This window comes from Thermococcus sp. 2319x1, assembly GCF_001484685.1.
Taxonomy (GTDB): domain Archaea; phylum Methanobacteriota_B; class Thermococci; order Thermococcales; family Thermococcaceae; genus Thermococcus_A.
This window is the reverse complement of record NZ_CP012200.1, coordinates 1,171,406-1,194,042: the sequence shown is the minus strand read 5'-3', so window position 1 is coordinate 1,194,042 and position 22,637 is coordinate 1,171,406. Positions and strand designations below refer to the sequence as shown.

32 protein-coding genes are annotated in these 22,637 nt (G+C 42.2%); 27 read left to right on the top strand and 5 right to left on the bottom strand.

The genetic code is table 11. The features are described from left to right. Window positions 1-288: 288 nt before the first annotated feature. The gene (locus ADU37_RS06740; protein ID WP_058946885.1) at window positions 289-1,443 is read right to left on the bottom strand and encodes a DUF763 domain-containing protein; all 1,155 of its coding nucleotides are present in this window, start codon (window positions 1,441-1,443) and stop codon (window positions 289-291) included. Window positions 1,444-1,724: 281 nt separating this feature from the next. Here ADU37_RS06740 and ADU37_RS06735 point away from each other — a divergent pair, with 281 nt between their 5' ends. The 8 genes from ADU37_RS06735 to rrp42 all read left to right on the top strand — a co-directional run bounded on the left by ADU37_RS06735 (window position 1,725) and on the right by rrp42 (window position 7,486). Beyond that, window positions 1,725-2,084, top strand: coding sequence for a ribonuclease P protein component 2 (locus ADU37_RS06735; protein ID WP_058946884.1), 360 nt, complete (start codon window positions 1,725-1,727; stop codon window positions 2,082-2,084). 210 nt (window positions 2,085-2,294) lie between these two features. Further along, window positions 2,295-2,831 carry a hypothetical protein gene (locus tag ADU37_RS06730; RefSeq protein WP_058946883.1) on the top strand — a complete coding sequence of 179 codons (537 nt, stop codon included), beginning with the start codon at window positions 2,295-2,297 and terminating at the stop codon, window positions 2,829-2,831. 58 nt (window positions 2,832-2,889) lie between these two features. Next, entirely contained in the window at window positions 2,890-3,462 is a 573-nt protein-coding gene (locus tag ADU37_RS06725) for a hypothetical protein (RefSeq protein ID WP_058946882.1), read from the top strand. A gap of 217 nt (window positions 3,463-3,679) precedes the next feature. Then, window positions 3,680-4,462 (top strand): archaeal proteasome endopeptidase complex subunit alpha, encoded by a 783-nt coding sequence (gene psmA / locus ADU37_RS06720; RefSeq protein WP_058946881.1) that lies wholly within the window; start codon window positions 3,680-3,682, stop codon window positions 4,460-4,462. Between the two features lie 10 nt (window positions 4,463-4,472). Beyond that, window positions 4,473-5,183 (top strand): ribosome assembly factor SBDS, encoded by a 711-nt coding sequence (locus ADU37_RS06715; RefSeq protein WP_058946880.1) that lies wholly within the window; start codon window positions 4,473-4,475, stop codon window positions 5,181-5,183. Beyond that, window positions 5,180-5,935, top strand: coding sequence for an exosome complex RNA-binding protein Rrp4 (gene rrp4, locus ADU37_RS06710; RefSeq protein ID WP_058946879.1), 756 nt, complete (start codon window positions 5,180-5,182; stop codon window positions 5,933-5,935). The genes ADU37_RS06715 and rrp4 overlap by 4 nt, the downstream gene beginning before the upstream one ends. After that, on the top strand, window positions 5,932-6,675 hold the full coding sequence (gene rrp41 / locus ADU37_RS06705; protein ID WP_058946878.1) for an exosome complex exonuclease Rrp41: 744 nt from the start codon (window positions 5,932-5,934) through the stop codon (window positions 6,673-6,675). The genes rrp4 and rrp41 overlap by 4 nt, the downstream gene beginning before the upstream one ends. A 1-nt stretch (window position 6,676) precedes the next feature. Beyond that, on the top strand, window positions 6,677-7,486 hold the full coding sequence (rrp42, locus tag ADU37_RS06700) for an exosome complex protein Rrp42 (protein ID WP_058946877.1): 810 nt from the start codon (window positions 6,677-6,679) through the stop codon (window positions 7,484-7,486). 138 nt (window positions 7,487-7,624) lie between these two features. Here rrp42 and ADU37_RS06695 read toward each other — a convergent pair whose 3' ends face one another. Together ADU37_RS06695 and ADU37_RS06690 are read right to left on the bottom strand one after the other, a co-directional pair. Next, window positions 7,625-8,002 carry a hypothetical protein gene (locus tag ADU37_RS06695; RefSeq protein WP_058946108.1) on the bottom strand — a complete coding sequence of 126 codons (378 nt, stop codon included), beginning with the start codon at window positions 8,000-8,002 and terminating at the stop codon, window positions 7,625-7,627. A gap of 35 nt (window positions 8,003-8,037) precedes the next feature. Further along, window positions 8,038-8,421, bottom strand: coding sequence for a hypothetical protein (locus ADU37_RS06690; protein WP_058946107.1), 384 nt, complete (start codon window positions 8,419-8,421; stop codon window positions 8,038-8,040). A 118-nt stretch (window positions 8,422-8,539) separates the two neighbouring features. Here ADU37_RS06690 and ADU37_RS06685 point away from each other — a divergent pair, with 118 nt between their 5' ends. The 16 genes from ADU37_RS06685 to ADU37_RS06605 all read left to right on the top strand — a co-directional run bounded on the left by ADU37_RS06685 (window position 8,540) and on the right by ADU37_RS06605 (window position 18,897). Continuing rightward, window positions 8,540-9,439 carry a hypothetical protein gene (locus ADU37_RS06685; protein WP_020953791.1) on the top strand — a complete coding sequence of 300 codons (900 nt, stop codon included), beginning with the start codon at window positions 8,540-8,542 and terminating at the stop codon, window positions 9,437-9,439. A gap of 214 nt (window positions 9,440-9,653) precedes the next feature. Continuing rightward, window positions 9,654-9,899 carry a hypothetical protein gene (locus ADU37_RS11310; protein WP_144433223.1) on the top strand — a complete coding sequence of 82 codons (246 nt, stop codon included), beginning with the start codon at window positions 9,654-9,656 and terminating at the stop codon, window positions 9,897-9,899. Between the two features lie 654 nt (window positions 9,900-10,553). Beyond that, window positions 10,554-10,811 carry a 50S ribosomal protein L37ae gene (locus ADU37_RS06670; protein ID WP_058946875.1) on the top strand — a complete coding sequence of 86 codons (258 nt, stop codon included), beginning with the start codon at window positions 10,554-10,556 and terminating at the stop codon, window positions 10,809-10,811. Between the two features lie 29 nt (window positions 10,812-10,840). Further along, window positions 10,841-10,990 (top strand): DNA-directed RNA polymerase subunit P, encoded by a 150-nt coding sequence (locus ADU37_RS06665; protein WP_004066568.1) that lies wholly within the window; start codon window positions 10,841-10,843, stop codon window positions 10,988-10,990. 65 nt (window positions 10,991-11,055) lie between these two features. Then, on the top strand, window positions 11,056-11,685 hold the full coding sequence (locus ADU37_RS06660; RefSeq protein ID WP_058946874.1) for a ribosomal biogenesis protein: 630 nt from the start codon (window positions 11,056-11,058) through the stop codon (window positions 11,683-11,685). Beyond that, window positions 11,682-11,918, top strand: a complete 237-nt coding sequence (pcc1, locus tag ADU37_RS06655; protein WP_058946873.1) for a KEOPS complex subunit Pcc1 — start codon at window positions 11,682-11,684, stop codon at window positions 11,916-11,918. The genes ADU37_RS06660 and pcc1 overlap by 4 nt, the downstream gene beginning before the upstream one ends. A 56-nt stretch (window positions 11,919-11,974) precedes the next feature. Next, window positions 11,975-12,325: a prefoldin subunit beta gene (locus tag ADU37_RS06650; RefSeq protein ID WP_058946872.1), complete on the top strand. Its 351-nt coding sequence runs from the start codon at window positions 11,975-11,977 to the stop codon at window positions 12,323-12,325. A gap of 32 nt (window positions 12,326-12,357) precedes the next feature. Beyond that, on the top strand, window positions 12,358-12,681 hold the full coding sequence (locus tag ADU37_RS06645) for a DUF3194 domain-containing protein (protein ID WP_058946871.1): 324 nt from the start codon (window positions 12,358-12,360) through the stop codon (window positions 12,679-12,681). After that, window positions 12,644-13,624 (top strand): bifunctional oligoribonuclease/PAP phosphatase NrnA, encoded by a 981-nt coding sequence (locus ADU37_RS06640; protein ID WP_058946870.1) that lies wholly within the window; start codon window positions 12,644-12,646, stop codon window positions 13,622-13,624. Before ADU37_RS06645 ends, ADU37_RS06640 begins: the two co-directional genes overlap by 38 nt. A gap of 4 nt (window positions 13,625-13,628) precedes the next feature. Beyond that, window positions 13,629-13,961, top strand: coding sequence for a hypothetical protein (locus ADU37_RS06635; protein ID WP_058946869.1), 333 nt, complete (start codon window positions 13,629-13,631; stop codon window positions 13,959-13,961). 5 nt (window positions 13,962-13,966) lie between these two features. Next, complete coding sequence (locus ADU37_RS06630; protein WP_058946868.1) at window positions 13,967-15,037, top strand: hypothetical protein; 1,071 nt, start codon at window positions 13,967-13,969, stop codon at window positions 15,035-15,037. Further along, window positions 15,021-15,746: a tRNA-binding protein gene (locus ADU37_RS06625; RefSeq protein WP_058946867.1), complete on the top strand. Its 726-nt coding sequence runs from the start codon at window positions 15,021-15,023 to the stop codon at window positions 15,744-15,746. Before ADU37_RS06630 ends, ADU37_RS06625 begins: the two co-directional genes overlap by 17 nt. Before the next feature lie 394 nt (window positions 15,747-16,140). After that, window positions 16,141-17,283, top strand: a complete 1,143-nt coding sequence (locus tag ADU37_RS06620; protein WP_058946866.1) for an RNA ligase — start codon at window positions 16,141-16,143, stop codon at window positions 17,281-17,283. A gap of 48 nt (window positions 17,284-17,331) precedes the next feature. After that, window positions 17,332-17,931, top strand: a complete 600-nt coding sequence (locus tag ADU37_RS06615) for a DUF4443 domain-containing protein (protein WP_058946865.1) — start codon at window positions 17,332-17,334, stop codon at window positions 17,929-17,931. Window positions 17,932-17,941: 10 nt separating this feature from the next. Next, complete coding sequence (locus ADU37_RS06610) at window positions 17,942-18,454, top strand: RNA-binding protein (protein WP_058946864.1); 513 nt, start codon at window positions 17,942-17,944, stop codon at window positions 18,452-18,454. Beyond that, window positions 18,451-18,897: an adenylyltransferase/cytidyltransferase family protein gene (locus ADU37_RS06605; protein ID WP_058946863.1), complete on the top strand. Its 447-nt coding sequence runs from the start codon at window positions 18,451-18,453 to the stop codon at window positions 18,895-18,897. The genes ADU37_RS06610 and ADU37_RS06605 overlap by 4 nt, the downstream gene beginning before the upstream one ends. A gap of 51 nt (window positions 18,898-18,948) precedes the next feature. Here ADU37_RS06605 and ftsZ read toward each other — a convergent pair whose 3' ends face one another. Next, entirely contained in the window at window positions 18,949-20,196 is a 1,248-nt protein-coding gene (gene ftsZ / locus ADU37_RS06600) for a cell division protein FtsZ (RefSeq protein ID WP_058946862.1), read from the bottom strand. Between the two features lie 20 nt (window positions 20,197-20,216). Continuing rightward, a complete protein-coding gene (locus ADU37_RS06595; protein WP_058946861.1) occupies window positions 20,217-20,408 on the bottom strand; it encodes a ribbon-helix-helix domain-containing protein in 192 nt (63 codons plus the stop codon). 207 nt (window positions 20,409-20,615) lie between these two features. Here ADU37_RS06595 and cgi121 point away from each other — a divergent pair, with 207 nt between their 5' ends. The 3 genes from cgi121 to ADU37_RS06580 all read left to right on the top strand — a co-directional run bounded on the left by cgi121 (window position 20,616) and on the right by ADU37_RS06580 (window position 22,635). After that, complete coding sequence (cgi121, locus tag ADU37_RS06590) at window positions 20,616-21,038, top strand: KEOPS complex subunit Cgi121 (protein WP_058946860.1); 423 nt, start codon at window positions 20,616-20,618, stop codon at window positions 21,036-21,038. A 133-nt stretch (window positions 21,039-21,171) separates the two neighbouring features. Continuing rightward, window positions 21,172-22,347, top strand: coding sequence for an aminotransferase class I/II-fold pyridoxal phosphate-dependent enzyme (locus tag ADU37_RS06585; protein ID WP_058946859.1), 1,176 nt, complete (start codon window positions 21,172-21,174; stop codon window positions 22,345-22,347). 24 nt (window positions 22,348-22,371) lie between these two features. After that, window positions 22,372-22,635, top strand: coding sequence for a TMEM165/GDT1 family protein (locus ADU37_RS06580; RefSeq protein ID WP_058946858.1), 264 nt, complete (start codon window positions 22,372-22,374; stop codon window positions 22,633-22,635). Window positions 22,636-22,637: the final 2 nt, after the last annotated feature.

The window sequence follows — 22,637 nt, the reverse complement described above, 5'->3', positions numbered from 1 at the left end:
CCCTTACCTGCGTAAGCGCTGCAGAGTGTTAAGTGCTTTTCTAAGGGTTTCACTCAGGAAAGCGTCCTGTGGACGCTACCTGTTAGAAAGAAAAGAACTCTTGGCTAAACTTTCCCAAAAGTTGGATTAAAGTTCGTGGTTCCTTCTAAGTTGCTATTCTACAGGGAAAAGACAAGATAAGCGAAGCTGGAACAAAGAGCAGGTTGTACCACTTCGGAAGTGGCTTCTCTATAGGGAGGTGTGTAGTTAAAGTATGTTGCCCAAAACAAGAGAAGAAAGTTTTCATTCTCAAGTAGCCCTCTTCTCTTCCTCGGGAAAGCTCCACGTCTTGCTTATCTTCGTCACCTGCTTAACGAGCTCCCTTTCCTCTTTGCCCTTTTCAAGGAGCTTCTCAAGGAATGATATCAAGTCGTCATAAGTCCCCCTTTCAACGGGGAAAGGAACTTTATCCTTTCCGCCAACGGCATAGGCGAACTTGAATGGATCCGGTGGATGAGTTACCGGATCTTTCCATGATGGATGAACATCGTAGATAAGCTCGAGAACAAGGGAGAGTGCCCTTAAAGTGCTCGGCCCTAAGCCTTTAATAAGCAAAAGCTCGTCGTAGCTCTTTACGCTTAGCTCCCTTGCCAGCTCCAGTGCCCTTTTGTTAAGCTCGAGCTTTCCAAGGCTCTGGTACCTCTCTAATAGAGGCACAACCTTTCTTTTTTCATAGGGCTTGTAAAACGGTACATATCCCCTTTTTATGGCCTCCAAGCTTTTGACTTCTCTTTCGATCTTTGTGGGGCTCTCGGAAACTATGTCCAGAAGGGTCTTCTGATATTCCTTCGCTTCTCTGGCGATTGTATTTAGAGCATAGTTGCTTTTTATCCCGCTTATCCCCTTATGAGGCTCTATTGTGAAGGATTCCACCTTTTCGGAAAACCAGTGGTATCTTCTCGCGAGTTTGACCAAAGGGTTCATTCCCTGCTGCACTACCGCCCATCTGCCCTCTTCATCAAGGAAGAAAACGTGATGGTAGAGCTGGTAGCCGTTTTGTAAAGCAACGGTGTCAACCTTTGCAACGAGTTTGGAGGTCTTTATGTAATCGTTGGAATTTAGCTCGTAGATCTCGCTTATTTTCTTCAGCTCTTCTGGGGTTTGTCTGCTCTTTGCTCCTTTTCCACCAGCGGCTTTTATCCCGAGCTCTTCTCTTGAGAGGACTTCTTTTATAATTCCAGCCGTCACAGTTGTTGAACCCGAGGAATCCCAGTCCATACCGATTAGATTGTTGAGCGCTTGGAACCACACCGGATCTGCCAACCTTTCGAGAACCCCTTGGGTGCCGTATTCATCGACTAGAAGCTTTAAGACAAGCTCCGCTAACCTCTTCATTCTCAAAGCCAACCATCTCGGCACATGCCCACCGTGAAGGGGAAGCTCTGCAATTCCTCTCCTCATCATGAATACTTCGAGTTTCTTTCATTAAAAGTTTCGCGCTGTTATGATAACTTGGGTGTCACCTCCTAAAGCAACTCAGCAAAATCACGGGGTGACCTTAAAACCAGCACGAAACCTAACAAGATTATACCAGAAAGTAAACAGAAAAACAAGACAGCTTGCATATTCCCTTTTCTTTTTTCTGAAGTAGCGTCATGGGTTTAAATCTAACACCCCAAGCTTATCCTGACAGTATCAAAAGTTTTTGAGATAATTTAATAAATCAAAATGCGGAAGGCTCTCTCATGAGGGAGAAGCCGAGAACTTTGCCTCCAACGCTAAGGGATAAGCACCGCTACATAGCTTTTCAAATCATTGGGGAAAGGAACTTCAAAAAAGACGAAATTAAAAAAGCAATTTGGGAAGCTTCCCTCAGAGTTCTTGGAGAATTAGGAACTGCAAGGGCAAAGCCTTGGTTCATCAAGTTTGACGAAAAAACTCAAACTGGAATTGTGAGGTGCAACAGAGAGTATGTGGAAGAAATTCGCTTTGCTTTAGCTATGCTCACTGAAATTAGCGGGTCAAAGGTCATAACAAGGACTCTTGGAGTTTCCGGGACAATAAAGCGTTTGAGGATGAAGTTTTTGAAGGAGTTTGGGTGGTAAGAGCTGCATTTGTATTTTCTACGTACTTATGTATCCTTCTATTCATTCCCTTACTCTCGCTTTTTTTGATTAATATGACACATAAAACTGCAGTTGAAACGTAAATACTCACTAAAAAAAGCGTAACAAATTACAACTAGTAAAAGAAAAAGCTTATAAAGATCAAATAAGTAAATATAAACGCAACAACTTGTTGGGGGTGATACTTTTGTGGGATTACTAACAGCAGGATTTGGATCGTCTGCACTTATTTCAGAAACAGCAGGAGTACCAGTAACTCCACTGGCAATTGAAACAAAAGGTGGATATTTACCAGATACCGGGGATGTCTGGATTGATAGTACAGGGGTGATAGTATCATCGTTTAAATGGATAAATCCTCAGTTTGGAGGATACTACCCAGGAACTTACTATGAACATGAGTTTAGAGTGGAAGCGGATCCAAATCGGGATAAAATTTCTTATGGAGGACAATACATAACAAATTTACCTGACGGATATGTTGATGAGGATGACTTAGGAGTGGGAGGTAATGCAGAAAAAATCCAAGATGGAAAGTGGTATTATTCATATGTATGGATATCTGAACCTTCAGGAGTGCATCATACAAACTGCTACTTAGAAGGGGAAGAAGGCATTTACTATCCAAGAGCTCCCTCTAATGGTATTCCAATACGATATTGGGCACTAGTTAAGAACATTGAATTTTATATGGGGAGTGACAGTCAAGTTTACACTTGGTTATGAAATTACAAAAACTTAAAGAAACCAATACTATAATCGAGGAGATAGGGGGTCAATATAGATGACTAAAACGATAAGAATTTTGTTCCTCTTTCTTTTAATTTTGTTAATCTTGCCTGTTGGATTAACTCGTGTGATGGTGGAATATTACGAACACAAATACTCTAACCCAATTCAAGAGGGAAGAATGCCAGATGAAGTTGTTAAAACTAGTGGAGGTACGGAGGAGGAAAAGCCTGAATACTCTGCAAAGATCATGAATAACTCTGTTGTCTTAATTAGGAATGGAAATATAGTTTGGAAATCTCAAAGTTTTGAGTACTTAAACTGGTACTCCCATGTAGATGTTCTAATTCACAATAATACGATATATGTCGCAATACTAAAAGAAAAAGGGATTGTTGGAATTAAGGAATTTTATCAGGATATTGACGTTGTATATCATCTCCAAGAACGCTATTTGCTGGCATTGGATTTAAACGGTAATCTTAAATGGTATTATAAAGAGCTTAAAGGATGCAAACCAGGCGAAGGTTGCTACCCATCAGAAATAGAACTGAAACTAAAGAACAGCAGATTATACGTGACATATGCACCATTTGAAAAGAGAACTCTTGTTTTTAATGTTGATTAGCTTAAAATATATTGCTTCTTCTCAATTCTTTGTGACAGTGCCATTGCCTAGCAAATTTTGCTGGAATGCAAAAGCTGTTATAGGGTAGCAACTTCGACTCAAATTTAAAGAGAAAAATTTAATTATCAACCCGACAACTTACACATCGGAGAGTATATAAAGGGAATTGAGGAATTCCCAATATAGCCGATTACGATAACTTTAGAGGTGATGGAAAATGGCGTTTGTACCACCGCAAGCCGGATATGATAGGGCAATAACGGTTTTCAGCCCTGATGGAAGGCTTTTCCAAGTCCAATACGCAAGAGAAGCTGTTAAGAGGGGAGCAACCGCCGTGGGGGTAAAGTGTAAAGACGGTGTTGTTCTGGCTGTAGAAAAGAGAGTAACGAGCAAGCTCATAGAGCCCGAAAGCTATGAGAAGATTTTCCAGATTGATGACCATATAGCCGCAGCTTCAAGCGGAATAATAGCCGATGCAAGGGTTCTTGTTGATAGAGCACGTTTGGAAGCTCAGATTTACCGCTTAACTTATGGAGAACCCGTTCCGCTCACCGTTTTAGTGAAAAAGATTTGTGACCTAAAGCAGATGCACACACAATACGGTGGAGTTAGACCTTTTGGTGCAGCCCTTTTAATGGCGGGTGTAAACGAAAAGCCCGAACTGTTTGAAACAGACCCAAGTGGAGCTTACTTTGAATGGAAAGCCGTTGCAATAGGAAGCGGAAGAAACACGGCAATGGCGATATTTGAGGAAAAGTACAGGGATGACATGACGCTTGAGGATGCCATAAAGCTTGCAGTGCTCGCTCTTGCAAAGACGATGGAAGAGCCCTCTCCAGAGAGCATTGAAGTTGCAGTAATCACAGTGAAGGAGAAGAAGTTCAAAAAGATCAGCAAAGAAGAAGTTGCCAAATGCCTTGAGGAGGCATTGAAAGAGGCTGAAGCAGAGGAGGTTCCAGAGAAGGAAGAGGACTACAGCGAGCTCGACAGCAACTACTGAGGTGAGTAGCATGCCCATAAGCGTCGACAAGGCAGTGATTGCTCGATTGAAGACACATGGCGAGGTTTTTGAAATACTGGTGGATCCATATTTAGCCAGAGACTTCAAAGAGGGCAAAGCTGTTCCGATTGAGGAAATCCTCGCCACCCCTTATGTTTTTAAGGACGCCCATAAGGGAGATAAAGCCAGTGAACACGAAATGCAGAAGATTTTTGGGACCAGTGATCCCTATGAAGTGGCAAAGATAATCCTCAAGAAGGGAGAAGTACAGCTCACAGCAGAGCAACGAAGGCAGATGCTTGAGGAAAAGAAAAAGCAGATAGCTATGATAATTCACAAACATGCCGTGGATCCAAGAACCGGCTATCCACATCCTCCAGAGAGGATTCTGAAGGCAATGGAGGAAGTTGGAGTTAGGGTGGACATCTTCAAGGATGCCGAAGCTCAGGTTCCAGATGTTATAAAGGCTTTGAGAGGAACTCTACCGCTTAAAATAGAAACAAGGGTCATAGCGGTGAAGATACCCTCTGAATACAGTGGAAAAGCCTACGGTGAAGTTAGAAAGTTTGGAAACATAAAGAGGGAAGAATGGGGAAGCGATGGCTCATGGATGTTTTTAATAGAGATTCCGGGTGGAGTTGAGGAAGAATTTTATGAGAAATTAAATGCCCTTACAAAGGGCACTGCAGTAACTAAACTTATAGAGAGGAAGGGACTATGAAGAAGATTTTTGTAAAAAATAGGGAATTGGTGGTTCCAGGAACGCTTTTAGCCCAGGGACCGTTCAAAAATGGAAGAGGAACTTTTAAAGATGGAAACAGGATTTACTCGACGGTAATTGGATTGGTCAGGATTTCAAACGATACAGTGTCAGTAGTTCCTTTGGAAGGTCCATACATTCCAGAAGTGGGGGATAGCGTAATAGGGAAGATAGTTGACGTAAAGTTCTCAAACTGGGTGGTCGATATAGGCGCTCCCTATCAAGCCACGCTGAGGGTTCAGGATGCTGTTGAAGGGAAAATAGACATTTTAAAGACAGATTTGAGGAAAATATTTGATATAGGTGACATAATCTACGCAAAAGTAAAGGCGTTTAATGAAATCAATCAAATAGACCTAATAACAAAAGGAATGCCTTTCAATGGGGGACCTCTAAAGGGGGGACAGCTTGTAAAGATAACTCCTTCTAAAGTGCCTCGCCTTATAGGCAAGGGTGGCTCAATGATAAACATGATCAAGAGCCTTACGAACACGAGGATAATAGTAGGGCAGAACGGATGGATATGGGTTAGCGGAAGAAATGAGGAACTGGAAAAGCTGGCTATAGAGGCAATTCTAAAAGTAGACAAAGAAAGCCACATTCAGGGATTAACTGACAGGGTTAGGGAGATGCTGATTAAGAGATTGCATGAGCTTAAAGAACAGGGGATTATTGAAGAAGTTCCTCAAATTGAAGAGGGTGAAAAGGAATGATGGGAAGGCCTGAGGGACTCAAGCTTATTGATGAGAACGGCAAGAGGATTGATGGAAGGAAAAAGTACGAGCTGAGACCAATTAAAATGGAGGTTGGAGTTTTAAAGAGTGCAGATGGCTCTGCATATGTAGAATGGGGGAAGAATAAAATTTTAGCGGCGGTTTATGGGCCTAGAGAGATTCATCCAAAGCACCTTCAGAAGCCCGACAGAGCGATTTTGAGAGTCAGGTACAATATGGCACCCTTTAGTGTTGAGGAGAGAAAAAAACCCGGACCAGACAGGAGAAGCATAGAAATAAGCAAAGTTATTAGAGGGGCCCTTGAACCAGCCATTATCCTTGAACTATTTCCGAGAACTTCCATAGACGTGTTCGTTGAGGTGCTTCAAGCAGATGCAGGTACAAGGGTAGCTGGAATTACCGCGGCTTCCCTTGCTTTGGCAGACGCCGGGATTCCTATGAGGGACTTAGTTGCAGCATGTGCCGCCGGGAAGATAGACGGGGAGATCGTTCTTGACCTGAATAAAGAGGAAGACAACTATGGGGAAGCTGATGTTCCAGTTGCGATAATGCCCATCAAGAACGACATAACCCTTCTCCAGATGGACGGATACCTCACCAAGGAGGAATTCCTTGAAGCAGTAAGGCTTGCAATAAAGGGAGCTAAGGCAGTGTATCAAAAACAGAGAGAGGCTTTGAAGGAGAAGTATCTCAAGATAGCGGAAGAGGTAGGTGAGTAAAATGGAAGTAATGGCATCAATAATGAGAGATCACATCCTCAATCTTTTGAAAGAGGGTAAAAGAATCGATGGAAGGGGGCCGGAAGATTTAAGGTCTCTGACCATAGAAACAAACGTCATAGAAAAAGCTGAAGGGTCTGCCCTTGTAAAACTAGGCAACACTCAAGTTCTTGTTGGAATAAAAGTTGAGTTTGGAGAGCCATTTCCAGATTTACCGGAAATGGGTGTCATGACGACCAACGTCGAATTCGTCCCGTTAGCATCTCCGAGCTTTGAACCGGGACCCCCGGATGAAAGGGCAATAGAGCTGGCTAGAGTTGTAGATAGGGGACTAAGAGAAAGCCAGGCTGTAGATTTGAGCAAGCTTGTAATAGTACCCGGAAAGCTTGTAAGGGTGATCTTCATAGATGTACACGTTCTCGACCACGACGGGAATCTGTTAGATGCTTCTGGAATCGGTGCAATTGCAGCATTGTTGAGCACAAAAATACCGAAAGTTGAATACGATGAGGAAAGCGGAGAAGTAAAGCTTCTGGATGAATACGAGCCCTTGCCAGTAACAAAAGTCCCGATTCCAGTGAGCTTTGCCAAAATAGGTAACACCTTGATAGTAGATCCAAACTTTGAAGAGGAGCAGGTGATGGATGGCAAACTAACAATAACAACCGATGAGAACGGATACATCTCAGCAGTGCAGAAAAGCGAGGGAGGAAGCTTCAAGCTTGAAGAAGTCGTTTATGCCGTGGATTTAGCTTATAAAAAGGCTGAAGAGATAAGAAAAGTGGTTCTTGAAAGCATCAAGAAAGAGTGACCTTTTTTGTTTTCTTCTTTTTCCTTGAAATTTGCTTGTTCCGCATTTTCATTTATAATTAGTACTGTTCTAATATGTAATAAAAAACAAACAAAAACTATAGTTGATATACTAATTAAGATGAGGGCGTGTTTAGTTTCACCTCCCGTTACTTAAATAGTACTTGACTCTGAGGAGGATTTTCAGCGCATAACACATCACACCAAGCAGAATCCTCGTTACAGTAGTTTCTCTCAGAAAACAACGAATCCTACCGCCAAACCAGGTTGTAAAAGCACCCCAGAACCCTTCATGCGGATTCCTGTGCCTGTACTCCTTCTCAGAAAACACTTCATCCCTCTTCTTACTGCCAAAGCCATCCGGAGGATTCTTAGTCTTTTTGACAATCGGCAGATAACCCTTCTCCACCACAGTGTTCAGTACTTTTTTCGAATCATAAGCCCCGTCAGCGTAGAACTTCCCGGAACCTTCTGGCAGGAGTTCAATCAGCTCGTTTTCAGAAGTTGTGATTTTCACGGCGACTGGGTACAGTAAGCCTGGCAGGATTCTTGTTATTGCCTGGACTTTGATTTTTGTCTTTTTTTATTTGTGATGATTGTTGAGTCTGCTTGGGTGCTGGTGTAGGGTAGTTGTTGGAGTTTTTTCAGGAGGTGGTTTGTTAGTTCTTCTAAGTCCAGTTTTTTCTCCCAGTTGTGGAGGGTTGAGTAGTGGATGTTTGCTGCGAAGAGTTTTCTGCCGTAGTGTTGGGCGTCTCTGAGGGGTAGGTTGTAGTATTGTTTGAAGAGGAGTACTGCTATTATTGTTTTTACTGGGAATTTTTTGGATTTTGGTAGGTTTTTCAGTTTTCCTTCTGATTCTAGGTCTGCCAGGACGTCAAGAATTGTAAATGCTACGCTTTCGGGGTCTTTGAGTCTGTGATCCCATCTGGGGATCATGTGATCACCAGAAAAAATTCAGCAAAAACCCTAAATAAAAGTTACTATAAACACGCCCCATTAAGATGAAAAAATTTATATACTATGATGTTTGAAAATATTTTGCGGTGATGGATACATGAAGAAACTTTTTGCCCTATTAGTTGGATTATTAATGATAGGAGCAACAGCCGGAACAGCAATGGCATTTCCATTTGGAGTTAGTGAGGGGGTGTCAAGGACTGAAGTTGAGGAGGTATTCAACGAATATCATAGATTGCTCTTAAAAGGTGGATGGCATAACGAACTTCGTGCTGAGTGGTTGCTAGTTAAGTATGGGATTAAGAAAGGGAAAACTGTCACCTATACGTACAGTTTTCCAAAAAAGACTAGTAAGAGTGGAGAAATCCAACCAATGGGTGGAGAGCAGATGTACCTCACTTTGGAGGTAACTCCATACAGTTATTCGTCAATGCCCGAGTATGTATTTGTAGATTATCATTGGGAATGGAGAACACCAGATGGTTATCCAGCAACGGAAGAATGGGGCTGGAGGGGAAGTGAAGACTTGATTTATATCCCGTATCAAAAAGGAATTTTATCCTATGATGGGCAATTAATATACACAACTTTGGGAGCAGGAGATAACAGTGGAGTAACATATGTGAAAGAAGAAGAAACACCTGGGGGAACATATATCAATGGGGTTTATACAGTACTTACTACTAGAACATACACAGTAAAAGATGAAATTGTTGAGGGATACATTACCATTATATACACAATACATCCAAATGCTAAGGGAATTCCTGTAGAGTTTTCAATGGTATATGAGCACACTTATGGAAATTATCTCTTTTCGTTACTTGATGATCCCTGGCTTAACTTTGCTGCTGCAACAATTAGCTTAGGATTAGCTCTTACTGCTACACCAGGATGGATTGTATATAGTGTATCAGCATACACTATATCTTCAGCTACAGAAAGTTTGTTAGATGGCTCGTGGACAGTTTCAGCTAAAGCTTTATGGACACTGTAGTTTTTATCTTCCTCTTTTTTCTGATTTTATCAATGGAGGTATGATAATAATGCCATATCTTGATACAACTCCCAGTAAAATAATCAAAAGCAAAGACTTCCTATTGATTGTGCTCGGCTTTACTGTACTATGTATCTTTAGGGTTTTTCACCCTCATCCACATATAAAAGATACATCATCAAAAGCCTTTTATGAAGCACTTATTGGTTACACAGTGATTAATGCTTTTTTGATTTTCCTCTATGAACTGCTGGTTAATGCTTTCTCCAAAGGCGATGAATTTAATAAAGCTTTGCCCTATGAAAAGTGGTTGGTAAGATTATTAGCGATAGTCTTCCTTGACTTCTGGCTTGCCCTCCCTAAGGATGATAGCTGGCTCATCTTAATTCCATGGCTCAGTGGAATTGTTTCTGCATACTACCATGCAAAACTGCGGCTTAGAAAAGTGTATCTTGCTTGAGGGAGTATTATGATTCAATTATCTCCAGAGAAAAAGAGACCGCTCCTTAACCCATCATTATTTTTCTTTTTGGTTGCTTAGATTAACCTTTTTTGCTCCTGGAGCCTGCATATCGTTTTCTGACTATCTGGGGACTTTTATACCTGCATTGCTGTTATCCATTATCGTTCTTGGATTAGTTGGCCTTTTGGCTGACATAAATTATAAAAGGACACTTCTGGGTGTTACAATCGCTGGATTTTTGCTATTCACGTTCTTTGCTCTGGTAGGATTAATGCCTACAGCAAGATTTTTCTGGTATTGACTTTAATCTTTGCATTCGTAGCTTTCCATGAAAAGAAGGCACTTTCCAAAGCTGCAAAGTTAGAGAGATGGACAATTCACCTAATGGATTTTCTTTTTCCAGCTCTTTGGATCGCTGGCTGGGGGTGTGCGATTTACACTCATCCCCGTGCTTGGGGTATGGGGTCATGTCCCTTAGTTGGAGAAGCTTTTGAGATTTTAACATGGAAAATCTCCCACAGAGAAATTGGGAGCATTTAGCAAGAAAGATTTATAAACTAAATTTTTGTTTTTTAGTTGGGCTTTGGGAAAAGCCTTTTAAATAAAACTCGGCTATACCCTTCAGCTTGAAGGTCATTAGAGGTGATGATCATGTCAGGAACAAAGAAAGTTGGATCCGCTGGAAGATTTGGGCCAAGATATGGTCTTAAGATCAGAAGAAGAGTTGCGGCAGTAGAGGAAAAGATGAGACAAAAGCATACTTGCCCAGTATGTGGAAGGAAAGCCGTTAAAAGGATAAGCACCGGAATATGGCAGTGCCAGAAGTGTGGCGCTACCTTTGCAGGAGGGGCTTATTTGCCCGCAACTCCGGCTGGAAGGATTGCTAAGAGGGGTGCAACAACTCAATAAATCCCCTAAAATATTTTTTGGTGGTCGTTATGGTAGAGGCATTGTATAAATGTGCAAAATGTGGAAAAGAGTTTAAGATGGATCTCGCTATTACAAGAGAAATACGCTGTCCATACTGTGGAGCAAAGATAATCTACAAGCCTAGGCCCAAAGTTGCCAGAAGGATTAAGGCAATTTGAGCCCTATCTCTTCTCTATTGAAAAGATTTATAACCCCCTTCTCCAAAATCCCCAAGTGATCAGAGATGATGCTGATAACGACATCCCACAGACCCACAAGGAGGACAAGAAGCTTTGGACACGATCTGGAGAGGGTTTTTCCTAATTCGACTTATTTAACTAGGGGAAAGAAAACCATTCAAGACCTCCTCATGGAGGCTTACGATAGGGGCTACGAGAGGCTTCTGATAATCAATGTGTGGAGGGGGAACCCACTCAAGATGACTTTCATAAAGGTTTCTCCAGAGGATTGGGGATATATGGGATATCTTTACCTTCATGGAATCAAGCTTCAGAGAGAAATGGGGTTTAGAAACCTTCGCCCGATTAGGGAGGAGATGCCCTTTATAGTTACAACCGCCAAAAGGGTTGGACTTGATCACATAGTATTTGGTCAGGTTTTTGCCGAGCTCACCAACGGAAAATTCGTCCCAAGGGGAGAGAAAAGCCTTCAGTATATAGCTGATAAGTACAATACCGATGTCTTGGGGGTAATTGAGCGCCATCCAAGGGGAATAGCTGTGAACTTCTACCGCTTTGACGTCTCACGGGAAAAACCGGTAGGTCCTTTGATAAGCGTTAAAATATGGATAATGGAAGACGGAAGAAGATGGGACTATAAAGAAAAGCTCGGCATCAAAAGGGATGAAAAATGATAAGAGGCACAATCGAGATTGAATTCCCCAGCAATGAGACAGCAAGAGTTGTTTATGAGAGTGTTCTTTTTGAGCATAAAACTGTTCCCTATAGGAGAAGCAAGATGAAGTTTTCTCTAAAGGGAAACAAGGTTATAATGGAGTTCACTGCGAAGGACAACTCCGCCTTAAGAGGAACCCTTAATTCTTATCTTCGATGGATTAAAGTTGCACTCGATGTAGTCGAGCTTTAGTTAACTATTTAAATCTCCTCTGAGAGTATAGCCTCGGACTAAAGGGAGGTGTTGTCATGCAGAGCATTCCACCTCAGGTGCAGGCTTTGTTGGGACAGCTCGAGAATTATCAACAGCAGCTCCAGCTTGTAATCCAGCAGAAGCAGAGAATCCAAGTGGAGCTTAACGATGCTAAAAAAGCCCTTGAGGAGATTGAAAAAGTTGAAGATGAGACTCCAATATACAAGACGGTTGGCACTTTGATAGTCAGGGCAACGAAGGCAAAGGCACTGGAGGAGCTTAAAGAGAAAGTGGAAACTCTGGAGGTTCGCTTAAGGGCTTTGGAGAGGCAGGAACAGAAGCTTAACGAAAAAATCAAAGAGCTCACACAACAAATACAGAGCTCTCTGAGAGGAGTCGCTGGGTGAGTTCTTTTTTCAACATTTTATGAGGGGTGTAGATGAAGAGGGTGTTCCACATAGGGCTTCCAGAGCTGGATGAGGAAGAGCTAATATCTCTCGGCGAGTTAGCCCAGGAGGAGATTATAGAGTATATCTTTGAGCATTTAACGAGAAGTGAAGTGAAAGACATAGAAGTGACAACGAGGATAAACCGGGAGGATACCTTGGATTTGGAGATAGAGGTCTATCTTGAGGTGCCAATATTCGTGAAAGTGGACGTGGAAAAGCTGATTTATGAGGCGCTTGAGAAGGCTTATGAAAAAGTTGAAAAAAGGTTGAGGAAAATTGCAGGGCAAAATAAAGCTCAAAAACTTTCTGAATAACGCAAAAGAGAAAAATTATTCTTTTTTGTTGCTGTGCCACCATAACGCCGATCCGGACTCTTTAGGCAGCGCTATAGCTTTCTCCAGGTACCTTACAAGTCTAGGCCTAAAAAACCGAATAGGTGTTGCCCAAAGCGTCTCATCTTATGCAAAACGCCTTCTCAACTTCGCTCAGGTGGAAAAGAATCCAGCCGTTTTGGAGGATGCTGTTATAATCTTTGATACCTCCTCCCTTGAACAGCTGGAGCCTGTTAAAGTTCCGGATGATAGGTATCTAATCATTATCGATCATCACATCGAAAAGGAGAACCCAATAAGGGCCCACATAAAAATCGTTGACTCCTCAAGGACTTCCACTGCAGAGATTGTGTGGGAGCTTCTGGAATACTTTGGCTTTTACGATGAAATCTCTGCAAAAGTTCTTTTAGCAGGGATAGTCACAGACACTGCCAATTTTAGATACGCAAACTCGAAAACCTTCAAAACGGTGTCCAAAATCTTGGAGAGGTTTGATATCCAGATGGGGGAGATATACAATTTGGTTGCTCCAGTGAGTGATGAGAACATAGACCAGGCAAAGAGAATGGCCATATTAAAGGCCTGCCAGAGAATGGAAATCAAAAAAGTCGGCAATTACATAATAGCCGTTTCAAAGGTTTCTGCCTATGAGTCCTTGGCATGCAAAATTTTCCTTCAGCTTGGGGCTGATGTTGCGATTGTTGGAAGCGATAAGAAGGGTGTTAGGATTTCTGCAAGGGCAAAAGAAAACCTTGTCAAGAGGGGTCTTCATTTAGGAAAGCTCATGGAGAAAGTTGGTCCGATTATAGAGGGTTCTGGTGGAGGTCACTCCGGAGCGGCAGGTGCTAACGGGAAGAGAAATCTTGAGGAAGCCGTTAAGTTTTTAGTGAAAGAAATCGAAATGTTTCTAAAGAGGTTGGGGTGATTTGATGTCCAGATGCCCCATATGCGGGAAAGCCATTAAATGGGAGGATTTAATAGAACAGATGCTCATCCTCGATAACTTTCAGGAGCTGCTTAAAGATAAGGGTGCATTCTTATCGGCTTTGGAGGATTTTGCCTTCAAGTGCCCCGAATGTGGTGAGGAATTTTATGGGAGAAATCTTAATCTTAGGGAAGCTGAAAAAGTTTTTGAACTTATAAATGAGTTTAGCGGCTCGATAGACTACAGCAACAACAAGGTTAGGCTTAAGCTTACGAATCTTCTGGCGTTGGATTTAATGCTTGAAGAATGGGATAAGAGAGTTAAAGGCGCTCGGTGATATTTATGATGGAAGATATTTCCGACCTTCTCCAGAGAGGAAATTTTTCAAGTGCACTGGAACTTGCCCTTCGAATTGAGGATCCCTTCTCAAGGCTTGAGGCCCTTTCATACATATATCAATACGTGGAGGAAAGTGAGTACAGGGAAGCCGTGCTGGGGAGAATGCTTGAGATCGTTGATTCATTTGAAGGGCTTTTGGAGAAGGCAAGGGCTTTGGCATTAATTGCCTATACCCTTGCCGTCACTGGCGATAAGAAGGGCGAGTACTTCTTTAAAAAGGCCCATCAAGCTATTAAGGCAATTGACCACTCTCTTTGGAAAGCCGAGGGTTACGACTACCTTGCATACTACATGGCACTTGCGGGAAAGTATAACGATGCCCTTTATTATTACAATATAGCATACGAAACTGCTCAAAAATCTCCCGAACCTTATTCGAGGGTTCTTTCATTTTTATATCGCTTGGCCCAGCAGATTCTGGAAAGCGCAGAAAGGATACATTCCCCAGAAGCCAAGGAATTCTACGAACTTGCCGCAGAGATTTATGAAGACATAAAGAGGCACTTAAGTGCACAGGAGCTGAAGAAAAAGGCATCCCTTATAGAGATGGCACTTGAAAAGGGCAGTAGACTTGTTTCTGAGTTTCTCGAAAGGAGAGATGTCGACAACGCGGTTTTTGTTATCAAATACCTACCAGATGAAGAAAAACTCTTGGCTCTCTTGGAAATAGCTTACTGGCTCTTTCTCCATGACAAAAAGGGCCTTGCAAAGAGTATTGTTGAAGACGCATTTAGGATGGCTGCAGAGAGGAAAATAAGGCCAAATGACGAAAAGCTTGAGGAAATTGCATTAAAGTTCCTAAAAATAGGAGAGATTGGGGAAGCCCTGACGGTAGGAGCAATAATCTCTGATGATAGAATAGCATCCAGAGTCTTTGAAAAAATTGCTTTGACTTATGCAAAGAGGGGTGAGAAGCTCAAGGCAATTACCGTTGCGGAGGCAATTTCCGACGAAAATATTAAGAGAGATGTTCTAAAAGCGATTGAAGGTGAGGAAAATGTGGGACACGAGTAAGGATTACCGGCTGCTGGTTGCTGAAAAGGCAGTTGAGCTGTTTTTGAAAACCATTGAAGGGGCTAAATTCAAGGGAAAGTGGGACAAAAAGAGGGCAGTAAAATTGGCAAAAGAAATGATTCCCGAGCTCCAGGCGTTGCGCTACTCATATCTGGAACCGCAGGAGTTAATTGAGACGCCTCAGATGAAAGAGCTAAAGGAGAAGGCTCTGGGGATAGTTGAGGCACTGGGTGGTGAGGATTGGTACACCAAGTTTCTCGAGCTGGCTGATAGGAGTGAGAGGGAAAAGGTTGAAGAGAGCATAGCAAAGGTTCGCTTTTTCCTAAACACAATTCTTAACCTTGATAAGAGGCTGGCACTTGGTAAGATAAACGATCCAGTCATTGCAGTAGACATAAGGGTTGGGGAGGTCATGAGTGCCGGTAAGCACCCAAATGCAGATAAGCTTCTCGTATGCAATGTCAACATAGGGGATAGGGCGATTACTGTGGTTACAAACGATTTAACCGTGAAGGAAGGTCACAGAGTTGCTGTGGCACTTTTACCCCCCGCAAACTTCAGAGGAATAACGAGCGAAGGAATGTTCTTGGGAGCGGGAGAAGGCGTTTTAAAGGATGTAAAGGGCGAGATCGGCGGCTTACCAAAGGGAATACCGTTGGAGGCTCTTAAGGAAACAAGAAACTTAGTTGAGGCGTTTTTGAAGGATTGAGGTTGGTTTTTGCTTTTTAAACTTTATTGGTTTTATGTTGGCCAGTAACATTGGACAATTCCCAGAGCAAGGGGGATTTCCATAAAAATTGAGATGCTTTCCCCTGTGGGAGAATATATAAAGGACAATGAGCAGCTTCACAAGCGGGGAAGAAGTGAGTTCTGTGGAGATACGAGAAAATGCTCTCCGACCTTGAGAAAGAACTCAACGGAAATGTAGTTCTTCAAGTTGTTGGTTCGGAGGGAAATGAGATAGCAGTTTTAACGGCTAATGTGCTTTTGGTTTATTTTTCTTTTATCCTAAGCTTTTGCAGAGATTGAACATTTGGCAGGTCTTGGGAGTAACGTCCAAAAACCTATAAACTTCAAACCAGAAAATAATAATGGTGCTGAGGATGGTGAGTTCCCATTTCAAAAGTCTTCTTCTTGAGCTTGGTATCGGCAGGAAGCGTATTGAGATACTGGAAAGTAAAGGGGGTATAGTGGAGGATGAGTTCGAGGGAATAAGGTACCTCAGGTTTAAGGATTCTGCCGGAAGCTTAAGAAGGGGGACTGTCGTTTTTGATTCTCACAACATCATACTTGGCTTTCCCCACATAAAGAGGGTAGTTCATCTGGAAAATGGAATAAAGAGGGTATTCAAGAGGAAGCCCTTCTACGTGGAAGAAAAGGTCGATGGGTACAACATAAGGGTTGCTCAAATTGAGGGAAGGGTTTTTGCCTTTACTCGGGGTGGTTTCGTATGTCCATTCACTACTGAGAGAATTGAGGATTTTATCAACATGGAGCTTTTTAAGGATTATCCGAATTTGGTTCTCTGTGGAGAAATGGCAGGGCCAGAAAGCCCGTATCTTGTTGAAGGGCCACCCTATGTGAAAGAGGACATAGAATTCTTTCTTTTTGACATCCAAGAAAAGAAAACCGGGAACTCTCTTACTGTGGAAGAGAGACTTAAAATAGCAGAAGAATACGGAATTCCAAGTGTTGAGGTTTTTGGAGTATATGACATCTCGAAAATTGATGAGCTTAAGGATCTCATAGAGCAGCTAAGCAGGGAAAAGAGAGAAGGAATAGTCATGAAGAGCCCCGATATGAAGAAAATCGTAAAATACGTCACTCCTTACGCTAATGTCAATGATATTAAAATCGGAGCAAGGATTTTCTTCGACCTTCCACATGGATACTTTATGCAGAGGATAAAGCGGCTTGCTTTTTACTTGGCCGAAAAGAGAGTGCAGTATGAGGAATTCGAGAAATATGCAGGGGCTTTGGGGAGGGCCCTTCTGGAACCCTTTGTGGAAAGCATATGGGACGTTAGCGCTGGAGAAGAAATAGCGGAAGTTTTCACTGTAAGAGTAAAGCACATAGAAACGGCCTATAAGATGGTATCCCACTTTGAACGTTTGGGCTTAAAGATTCACATAGAGGACATAGAAGAAATGCCCCAGGGTTACTGGAGGATTACGTTTAAGAGAGTTTACCCGGATGCTACAAGGGAAATTAGGGAGCTTTGGGGCGGACATGCTTTTGTTGACTAGCCTAAAGTTTTTATATTTTGCCATTAAATCGAAAACAGAGGTGAAAAGATGGATTGGAAGCGGGGGGCATATCCGGAGTTTAAAATTGAGGATGTTATTGCCGTACTTTTCTTATTAAAAACACCCAAAGGGCGAAAACAGATTTCTGAAGAGTTGAATCTTGGAGAAGGAACTGTTAGAACCCTTTTAAAGAAACTTTCCTCGATTGAGCTTGTTGAATCTCAGCAAAAGGGACATTCACTGAGTGAGAGGGGTGTTAAAATCGTCCAGGAAATTTCAGAACTGTTCTCGGAGCCTTCAAAGGTGACCCCCCTCGAAGGTTTTGTGACGTATGCACTCGTCGTGAGAAAGCCTCCGGAGTTTAAGAGTATAGAACTTAGAGACGAGGCAATTCGTTTTTTCGCTAAGGGTGCCATGATTTTAACAGTGCAGAACGGTGAGATAGTTTTCCCAGAGGATGGGAGGCCTCTAAGGGAAACCCTCCCTGGACTTTCCAAAGATCTCAAAAAGCTTCCCATTGAAAACGGTGACCTTGTGATTGTTACGTGGGCTGAAAATAAAGCAGATGCTCTGAAAAGTTTAATCCATGTAGCATTGAGCTTAAAAGGGGAATTATTGCCAGAAGAAATCAAAAAGCTCGTTGAGTGAGGTGTTCTAAATGAAAATAAAGCATCCATTGAGCAAAAAAGAAGTCAAGAAGATAATGGAAGAAATAGCCAGAATCTTCGGAGAAGAAGTGGCCGGGAAGTTAATATCAAAAAATGATCAAGTTCTGGTGGGTGAGTTTGATGCGACTACCCAGATTCTGTTTGTCAACGGAAAACCTCGCTTTATACGGAGGGAGAAGCTTATATTTCCACTGGTGATAACTCTGTACGAGATTTCCGACAAGGAAGATTTAAGAAAATGGAAGCGTAGAGTTGTTGTCGATCAAGGCGCTGTTCCATACATATTGAATGGCGCCGATGTGATGGCTCCGGGTATAGTTGACGCAGATGAGGGTATAAAAGAGGGCGATTTTGTGTTTGTGGTGGAGGAAGAATACGGTAGGCCGTTGGCAATTGGGATTGCATTGATGGACGGAAAAACCATGAAGGAGAAAACGAAGGGGAAGGCCGTGAAAGTGATACATCACGCAAAAGATAAAATCTGGGAGTTGACTGCGGTATGAGTGAAAAGAAAAAGATAAGAGTTGTTGTTGGAGGTGTCTTTGATATTCTCCATGTGGGACATATCCACTTTCTGAAAAAAGCGAAAGAGCTGGGAGATGAGCTTATAGTAATAGTAGCTCACGATGAAACGGTAAAAGAAAGAAAAGGCAGACCACCGATAAACTCTATGTACGAAAGGGCTGAGCTCTTAAAGGCGCTCAAGATGGTGGATGAAGTTGTAATTGGGGAACCGGAGCACATAAGCTTCGAACTTGTTAAAAAGCTTAATCCAGATGTTATTGCCTTGGGTCCGGATCAGAACTTCGACTTATGTGCCCTAAAAGAAGAACTCAGAAAGCATGGCATCGAGGCAGAAGTCATTAGAATACCCTACGCATACAAGACAGATGTTGCCAAGACAAGCAAAATAATTCAAAAAATAGTAGAAATATTTTGCGAGTGATTTTAGCAACTTCTGATTTTACCCCTTTGATGATTATAAAGAGTTAAGGATTTAACTTAAGTCGTAATCCACAGCACCCTTTATGATTCTCTCAATCTCCGGGTTAATAACTACGTTGGCCTTTTTCTTTCCTGAAACTTCGTCAAATAGGTTTTCAAGCTCTGAGTCTTTGTTTATCCTTCTGGTTATTGGATTTGAAATTATCAGATTGTCTTCGGTTGTTAATGCGTTAACGTCGCCGCTGAGTATGTGAGGGGATTTTACTCCCGTCATTATTACCATTGCCCTAACGACTTTTCCAAGCTCTTTGTCAATTCTCGCTCCCCATTTTATCTCTGACTTTGTTCCGAGCTTTTCATGTACAATCTGCATGGCATCGTTTATCTCTCCAAGGCTGACGTCTGGGCCAACTGTAAAGTGCACCAATGCAGCCTCCCCGCTTCCAAACTCCACTTCAAGCATTTTGTTGTTCAAGGCGTTATTTACGGCATCAACGGCTCTCTTGTTTGAATCACTTTCACCTATTCCAATTAACGCAGCACCACCGTTTTTCATGACGCTGTACACATCCGCAAAGTCTATGTTTACCATGGAGGGGAGCATTATTGTTTCTGTTATACCCTTAACCATTCTCGCTATTATTTCATCGGCAAATCTAAATGCGGCTGAAATTGGGAGCTTTGGCACCAATTCAAGAAGTTTGTCGTTTTCTATTATCACAACAGTGTCTGAATACTTTAAAAGGGCCTGTATACCTGCTTTTGCCTTTTCGAGTCTCCTTGTCCCCTCGTTTTTGAAGGGATATGTCACAACGCTCACAACAAGCGGCTCTTGAATTCTTCCGGAGTTTCTTGCCTCCTCTTTTATAATTCTGGCAACAACGGGTGCCGCTCCTGTTCCTGTTCCATTACCCATACCAGCGGTTATGAACACGAGATCGACGTCTCTAACTGCCTCCGCTATTTCATCTCTACTGGCTTCTGCAGCTAAATAACCAATTCTTGGATTTCCACCAGAACCCTTTCCGTGAGTAATATTCTTTCCGAGAAGAATTTTCCTGTGAGCCTTGGTTCTTGAAAGATGTTGAGCATCGGTGTTCATGGCTATTAATTCTGCCCCTTCAACCCCCAGTTCATACAGTCTTGTTATTGTATTGTTTCCAGAACCTCCGACACCTATAATTGCTATCTTAATGAGAGATTTAGAAGTTTCCAGATCACCGAGGGCTTCTTGTATTTTGCTACCGTTGTCATCCATATCCAAATCAATACCAGCTTGTTCCAGCAGTTTAAACACCATATTAATTCCCCCCAATATTCTTATTCAACCACGTATTCTGGAAGTTCCTTTTCTCCTGCCTCTGTTGTGTACAATTCCTTCTTTATGAGTTCCCTGATAGCTTCCCGAATTGCTTCACTTCTGTTGGGATACACCCCTCTTTTGACTAAGACATCAAGAGCATTTATGAGCCCCTGCGGCAGCTGGACACTAATGATTCTCATCTTTGCCATTCTGCCCACCATTACATGAGTGCATCTAACGTATATCTGGTTTTAATTAGTTAAATATTTTTTGCCTCTGCATTAATATGAAAATATTATTAATTTCGAAAATTTTTAAGAAAATTGAAAGATAATTAAAATATTTTTATTAAGTACACATTTCTGTAGAAGCAAAAAATTTAATAAACAACGAAACAATGAGCTTGGGGAGATGGAATGAAGGTATTAAACTACGGCACAATTAAGATCGCGATTGCAAGGATTTTGCTCGAGAATACTGGAGATATTTTTGAAATTCTCCCAGATAATGTCCAGATATTGAACGTAAAATGTTGGGAACAAGTAGTTTTTTCTACTATATTGGCCCTAAAATCGTTTGAAAGAAAAACAAACAAAGCGAAAACTATCAAAGGGGAAATCCTTCTTAGGGCAAGTGGAACACTTCAGATCAAAGATGCCATTAAAGCTGTTGGAGCAAAAAAGGGTGAGAACTTCATAGTGGTATTTAGTGAGAATGCAGAAAAGGATCTCCAGGAGATACTTCCAAAGATACCCGCGGAAGAGATACCGTTCAACGACTGTGAAAAAGAGGAAGTAAAGAAACTCCTTGAAAAGGCTGCTTTGGTAGATGTTCTCTGATGCTGACTTAACTGTTTATTTTTTGTTAAAATTTCGAAGAATTTTTATGATTTGTGCCTAGTTTTGAAACTTTTTTCTCGATAAATTTATAAGAATCTGGTATCACTCATAAATGCTTCCGGAGGGATGAATCATGCGCTATAAAAAGCATAAATATTTCGTCGCAGGTCGTATAAATCTTATCCAGAGATCAAAGATTAGGGAGCTTTTTGAAAGGGCATCAAAGATGGAGAATGTCATCTCCCTCGGCATAGGCGAACCGGACTTTGAGACACCTCAAAATATAAAGGAAGCAGCAAAGAGAGCTCTCGACGAGGGATGGACTCACTATACGCCAAATGCTGGTATTCCAGAGCTTAGAGAGGCTGTTTCAGATTACTATAGGGACCACTACGGCGTGAATGTTTTACCAGAAAGGGTGATCGTAACGGCTGGGGCTTATGAAGCCACCTACCTTGCCTTCGAAACTCTGCTGGAAAGTGGTGATGAAGTGATAATCCCCGATCCAGCTTTTGTATGCTATGTTGAGGATGCGAAGATTGCAGATGCGAAGCCAATTAGACTGCCCTTGAAAGAAGAGAACGGCTTTCAACCTGATCCGGATGAGCTTCTTGAACTTATTACCAAGAGAACGAGGATGATCGTGGTTAACTATCCAAATAATCCCACTGGTGCAGTTTTGGATGAAGAAGTTGCAAAGGCTATAGCGGATATTGCTCAAGACTATAACATTTACATTCTTAGCGATGAACCATATGAGCACTTCCTATACGACGGGGCAAAGCATGTGCCAATGATAAAGTATGCCCCCGATAATACGGTCCTAGCAAACAGCTTTTCAAAGACTTTTGCAATGACCGGATGGCGCTTGGGATTTACAATAGCCCCGGAGGAGATAATAAAGGACATGATAAAACTTCACGCTTACATCATCGGAAACGTTGCCTCTTTTGTCCAGGTTGCTGGAGTTGCGGCGCTTAAAGAAGAGGCAAGCTGGAAAGCTGTGGAAGAGATGCGCAAGGAATATGCAGAGCGGAGAAAACTCGTTTTAGAGCATTTAAAGGAAATGCCCTATATAAAGGCACTCGAACCTAAGGGGGCATTTTACATCTTTGCCAACATAAAGGAAACCGGAATGAAAAGCGAAGAGTTTGCAGAATGGTTGCTGGAAAAGGCAAGAGTAGTTGTCATTCCGGGAACTGCCTTTGGACCAAATGGCGAAGGCTACATCAGAATAAGCTACGCAACAAGTAAGGAAAAGCTCTTAGAGGCCATGGAAAGAATAAAGAAGGCCCTCGAGGAGCTTTAACTTTATTCTTTTTGAGGTGGTAACGTGAAGGAGATCCTCTATGTCTTCGCTGCAATATTCCTTGCAGAATTGGGGGATAAAACTCAGCTGGCTACAATTGCATTTGCTTCCAGGTATGGCTGGCTTAAGGCGTTTTTAGGAGCAATTTTTGGTTTGGCATTGGTCAATTTGATTGGGGCAGTTTTAGGAGACAAAATAGGCGATGCATTGCCCCTTGAAGTTATTCACAAGGGAGCTGGCATTTTGTTCATTGTCTTTGGAGTACTGATGCTTCTTGGAAAGCTGTGAGG

Coding starts and splice junctions, on each gene's coding strand:
- ADU37_RS06740 (WP_058946885.1), bottom strand. CDS start 1,443: ATGATGAGGAGAGGAATTGCAGAGCTTCCCCTTCACGGTGGGCATGTG.
- ADU37_RS06735 (WP_058946884.1), top strand. CDS start 1,725: ATGAGGGAGAAGCCGAGAACTTTGCCTCCAACGCTAAGGGATAAGCAC.
- ADU37_RS06725 (WP_058946882.1), top strand. CDS start 2,890: ATGACTAAAACGATAAGAATTTTGTTCCTCTTTCTTTTAATTTTGTTA.
- psmA (WP_058946881.1), top strand. CDS start 3,680: ATGGCGTTTGTACCACCGCAAGCCGGATATGATAGGGCAATAACGGTT.
- ADU37_RS06715 (WP_058946880.1), top strand. CDS start 4,473: ATGCCCATAAGCGTCGACAAGGCAGTGATTGCTCGATTGAAGACACAT.
- rrp4 (WP_058946879.1), top strand. CDS start 5,180: ATGAAGAAGATTTTTGTAAAAAATAGGGAATTGGTGGTTCCAGGAACG.
- rrp41 (WP_058946878.1), top strand. CDS start 5,932: ATGATGGGAAGGCCTGAGGGACTCAAGCTTATTGATGAGAACGGCAAG.
- rrp42 (WP_058946877.1), top strand. CDS start 6,677: ATGGAAGTAATGGCATCAATAATGAGAGATCACATCCTCAATCTTTTG.
- ADU37_RS06690 (WP_058946107.1), bottom strand. CDS start 8,421: ATGATCCCCAGATGGGATCACAGACTCAAAGACCCCGAAAGCGTAGCA.
- ADU37_RS06685 (WP_020953791.1), top strand. CDS start 8,540: ATGAAGAAACTTTTTGCCCTATTAGTTGGATTATTAATGATAGGAGCA.
- ADU37_RS06670 (WP_058946875.1), top strand. CDS start 10,554: ATGTCAGGAACAAAGAAAGTTGGATCCGCTGGAAGATTTGGGCCAAGA.
- ADU37_RS06665 (WP_004066568.1), top strand. CDS start 10,841: ATGGTAGAGGCATTGTATAAATGTGCAAAATGTGGAAAAGAGTTTAAG.
- ADU37_RS06660 (WP_058946874.1), top strand. CDS start 11,056: ATGATGCTGATAACGACATCCCACAGACCCACAAGGAGGACAAGAAGC.
- pcc1 (WP_058946873.1), top strand. CDS start 11,682: ATGATAAGAGGCACAATCGAGATTGAATTCCCCAGCAATGAGACAGCA.
- ADU37_RS06650 (WP_058946872.1), top strand. CDS start 11,975: ATGCAGAGCATTCCACCTCAGGTGCAGGCTTTGTTGGGACAGCTCGAG.
- ADU37_RS06645 (WP_058946871.1), top strand. CDS start 12,358: ATGAAGAGGGTGTTCCACATAGGGCTTCCAGAGCTGGATGAGGAAGAG.
- ADU37_RS06635 (WP_058946869.1), top strand. CDS start 13,629: ATGTCCAGATGCCCCATATGCGGGAAAGCCATTAAATGGGAGGATTTA.
- ADU37_RS06630 (WP_058946868.1), top strand. CDS start 13,967: ATGATGGAAGATATTTCCGACCTTCTCCAGAGAGGAAATTTTTCAAGT.
- ADU37_RS06625 (WP_058946867.1), top strand. CDS start 15,021: ATGTGGGACACGAGTAAGGATTACCGGCTGCTGGTTGCTGAAAAGGCA.
- ADU37_RS06620 (WP_058946866.1), top strand. CDS start 16,141: ATGGTGAGTTCCCATTTCAAAAGTCTTCTTCTTGAGCTTGGTATCGGC.
- ADU37_RS06615 (WP_058946865.1), top strand. CDS start 17,332: ATGGATTGGAAGCGGGGGGCATATCCGGAGTTTAAAATTGAGGATGTT.
- ADU37_RS06610 (WP_058946864.1), top strand. CDS start 17,942: ATGAAAATAAAGCATCCATTGAGCAAAAAAGAAGTCAAGAAGATAATG.
- ADU37_RS06605 (WP_058946863.1), top strand. CDS start 18,451: ATGAGTGAAAAGAAAAAGATAAGAGTTGTTGTTGGAGGTGTCTTTGAT.
- ftsZ (WP_058946862.1), bottom strand. CDS start 20,196: ATGGTGTTTAAACTGCTGGAACAAGCTGGTATTGATTTGGATATGGAT.
- ADU37_RS06595 (WP_058946861.1), bottom strand. CDS start 20,408: ATGGCAAAGATGAGAATCATTAGTGTCCAGCTGCCGCAGGGGCTCATA.
- cgi121 (WP_058946860.1), top strand. CDS start 20,616: ATGAAGGTATTAAACTACGGCACAATTAAGATCGCGATTGCAAGGATT.
- ADU37_RS06585 (WP_058946859.1), top strand. CDS start 21,172: ATGCGCTATAAAAAGCATAAATATTTCGTCGCAGGTCGTATAAATCTT.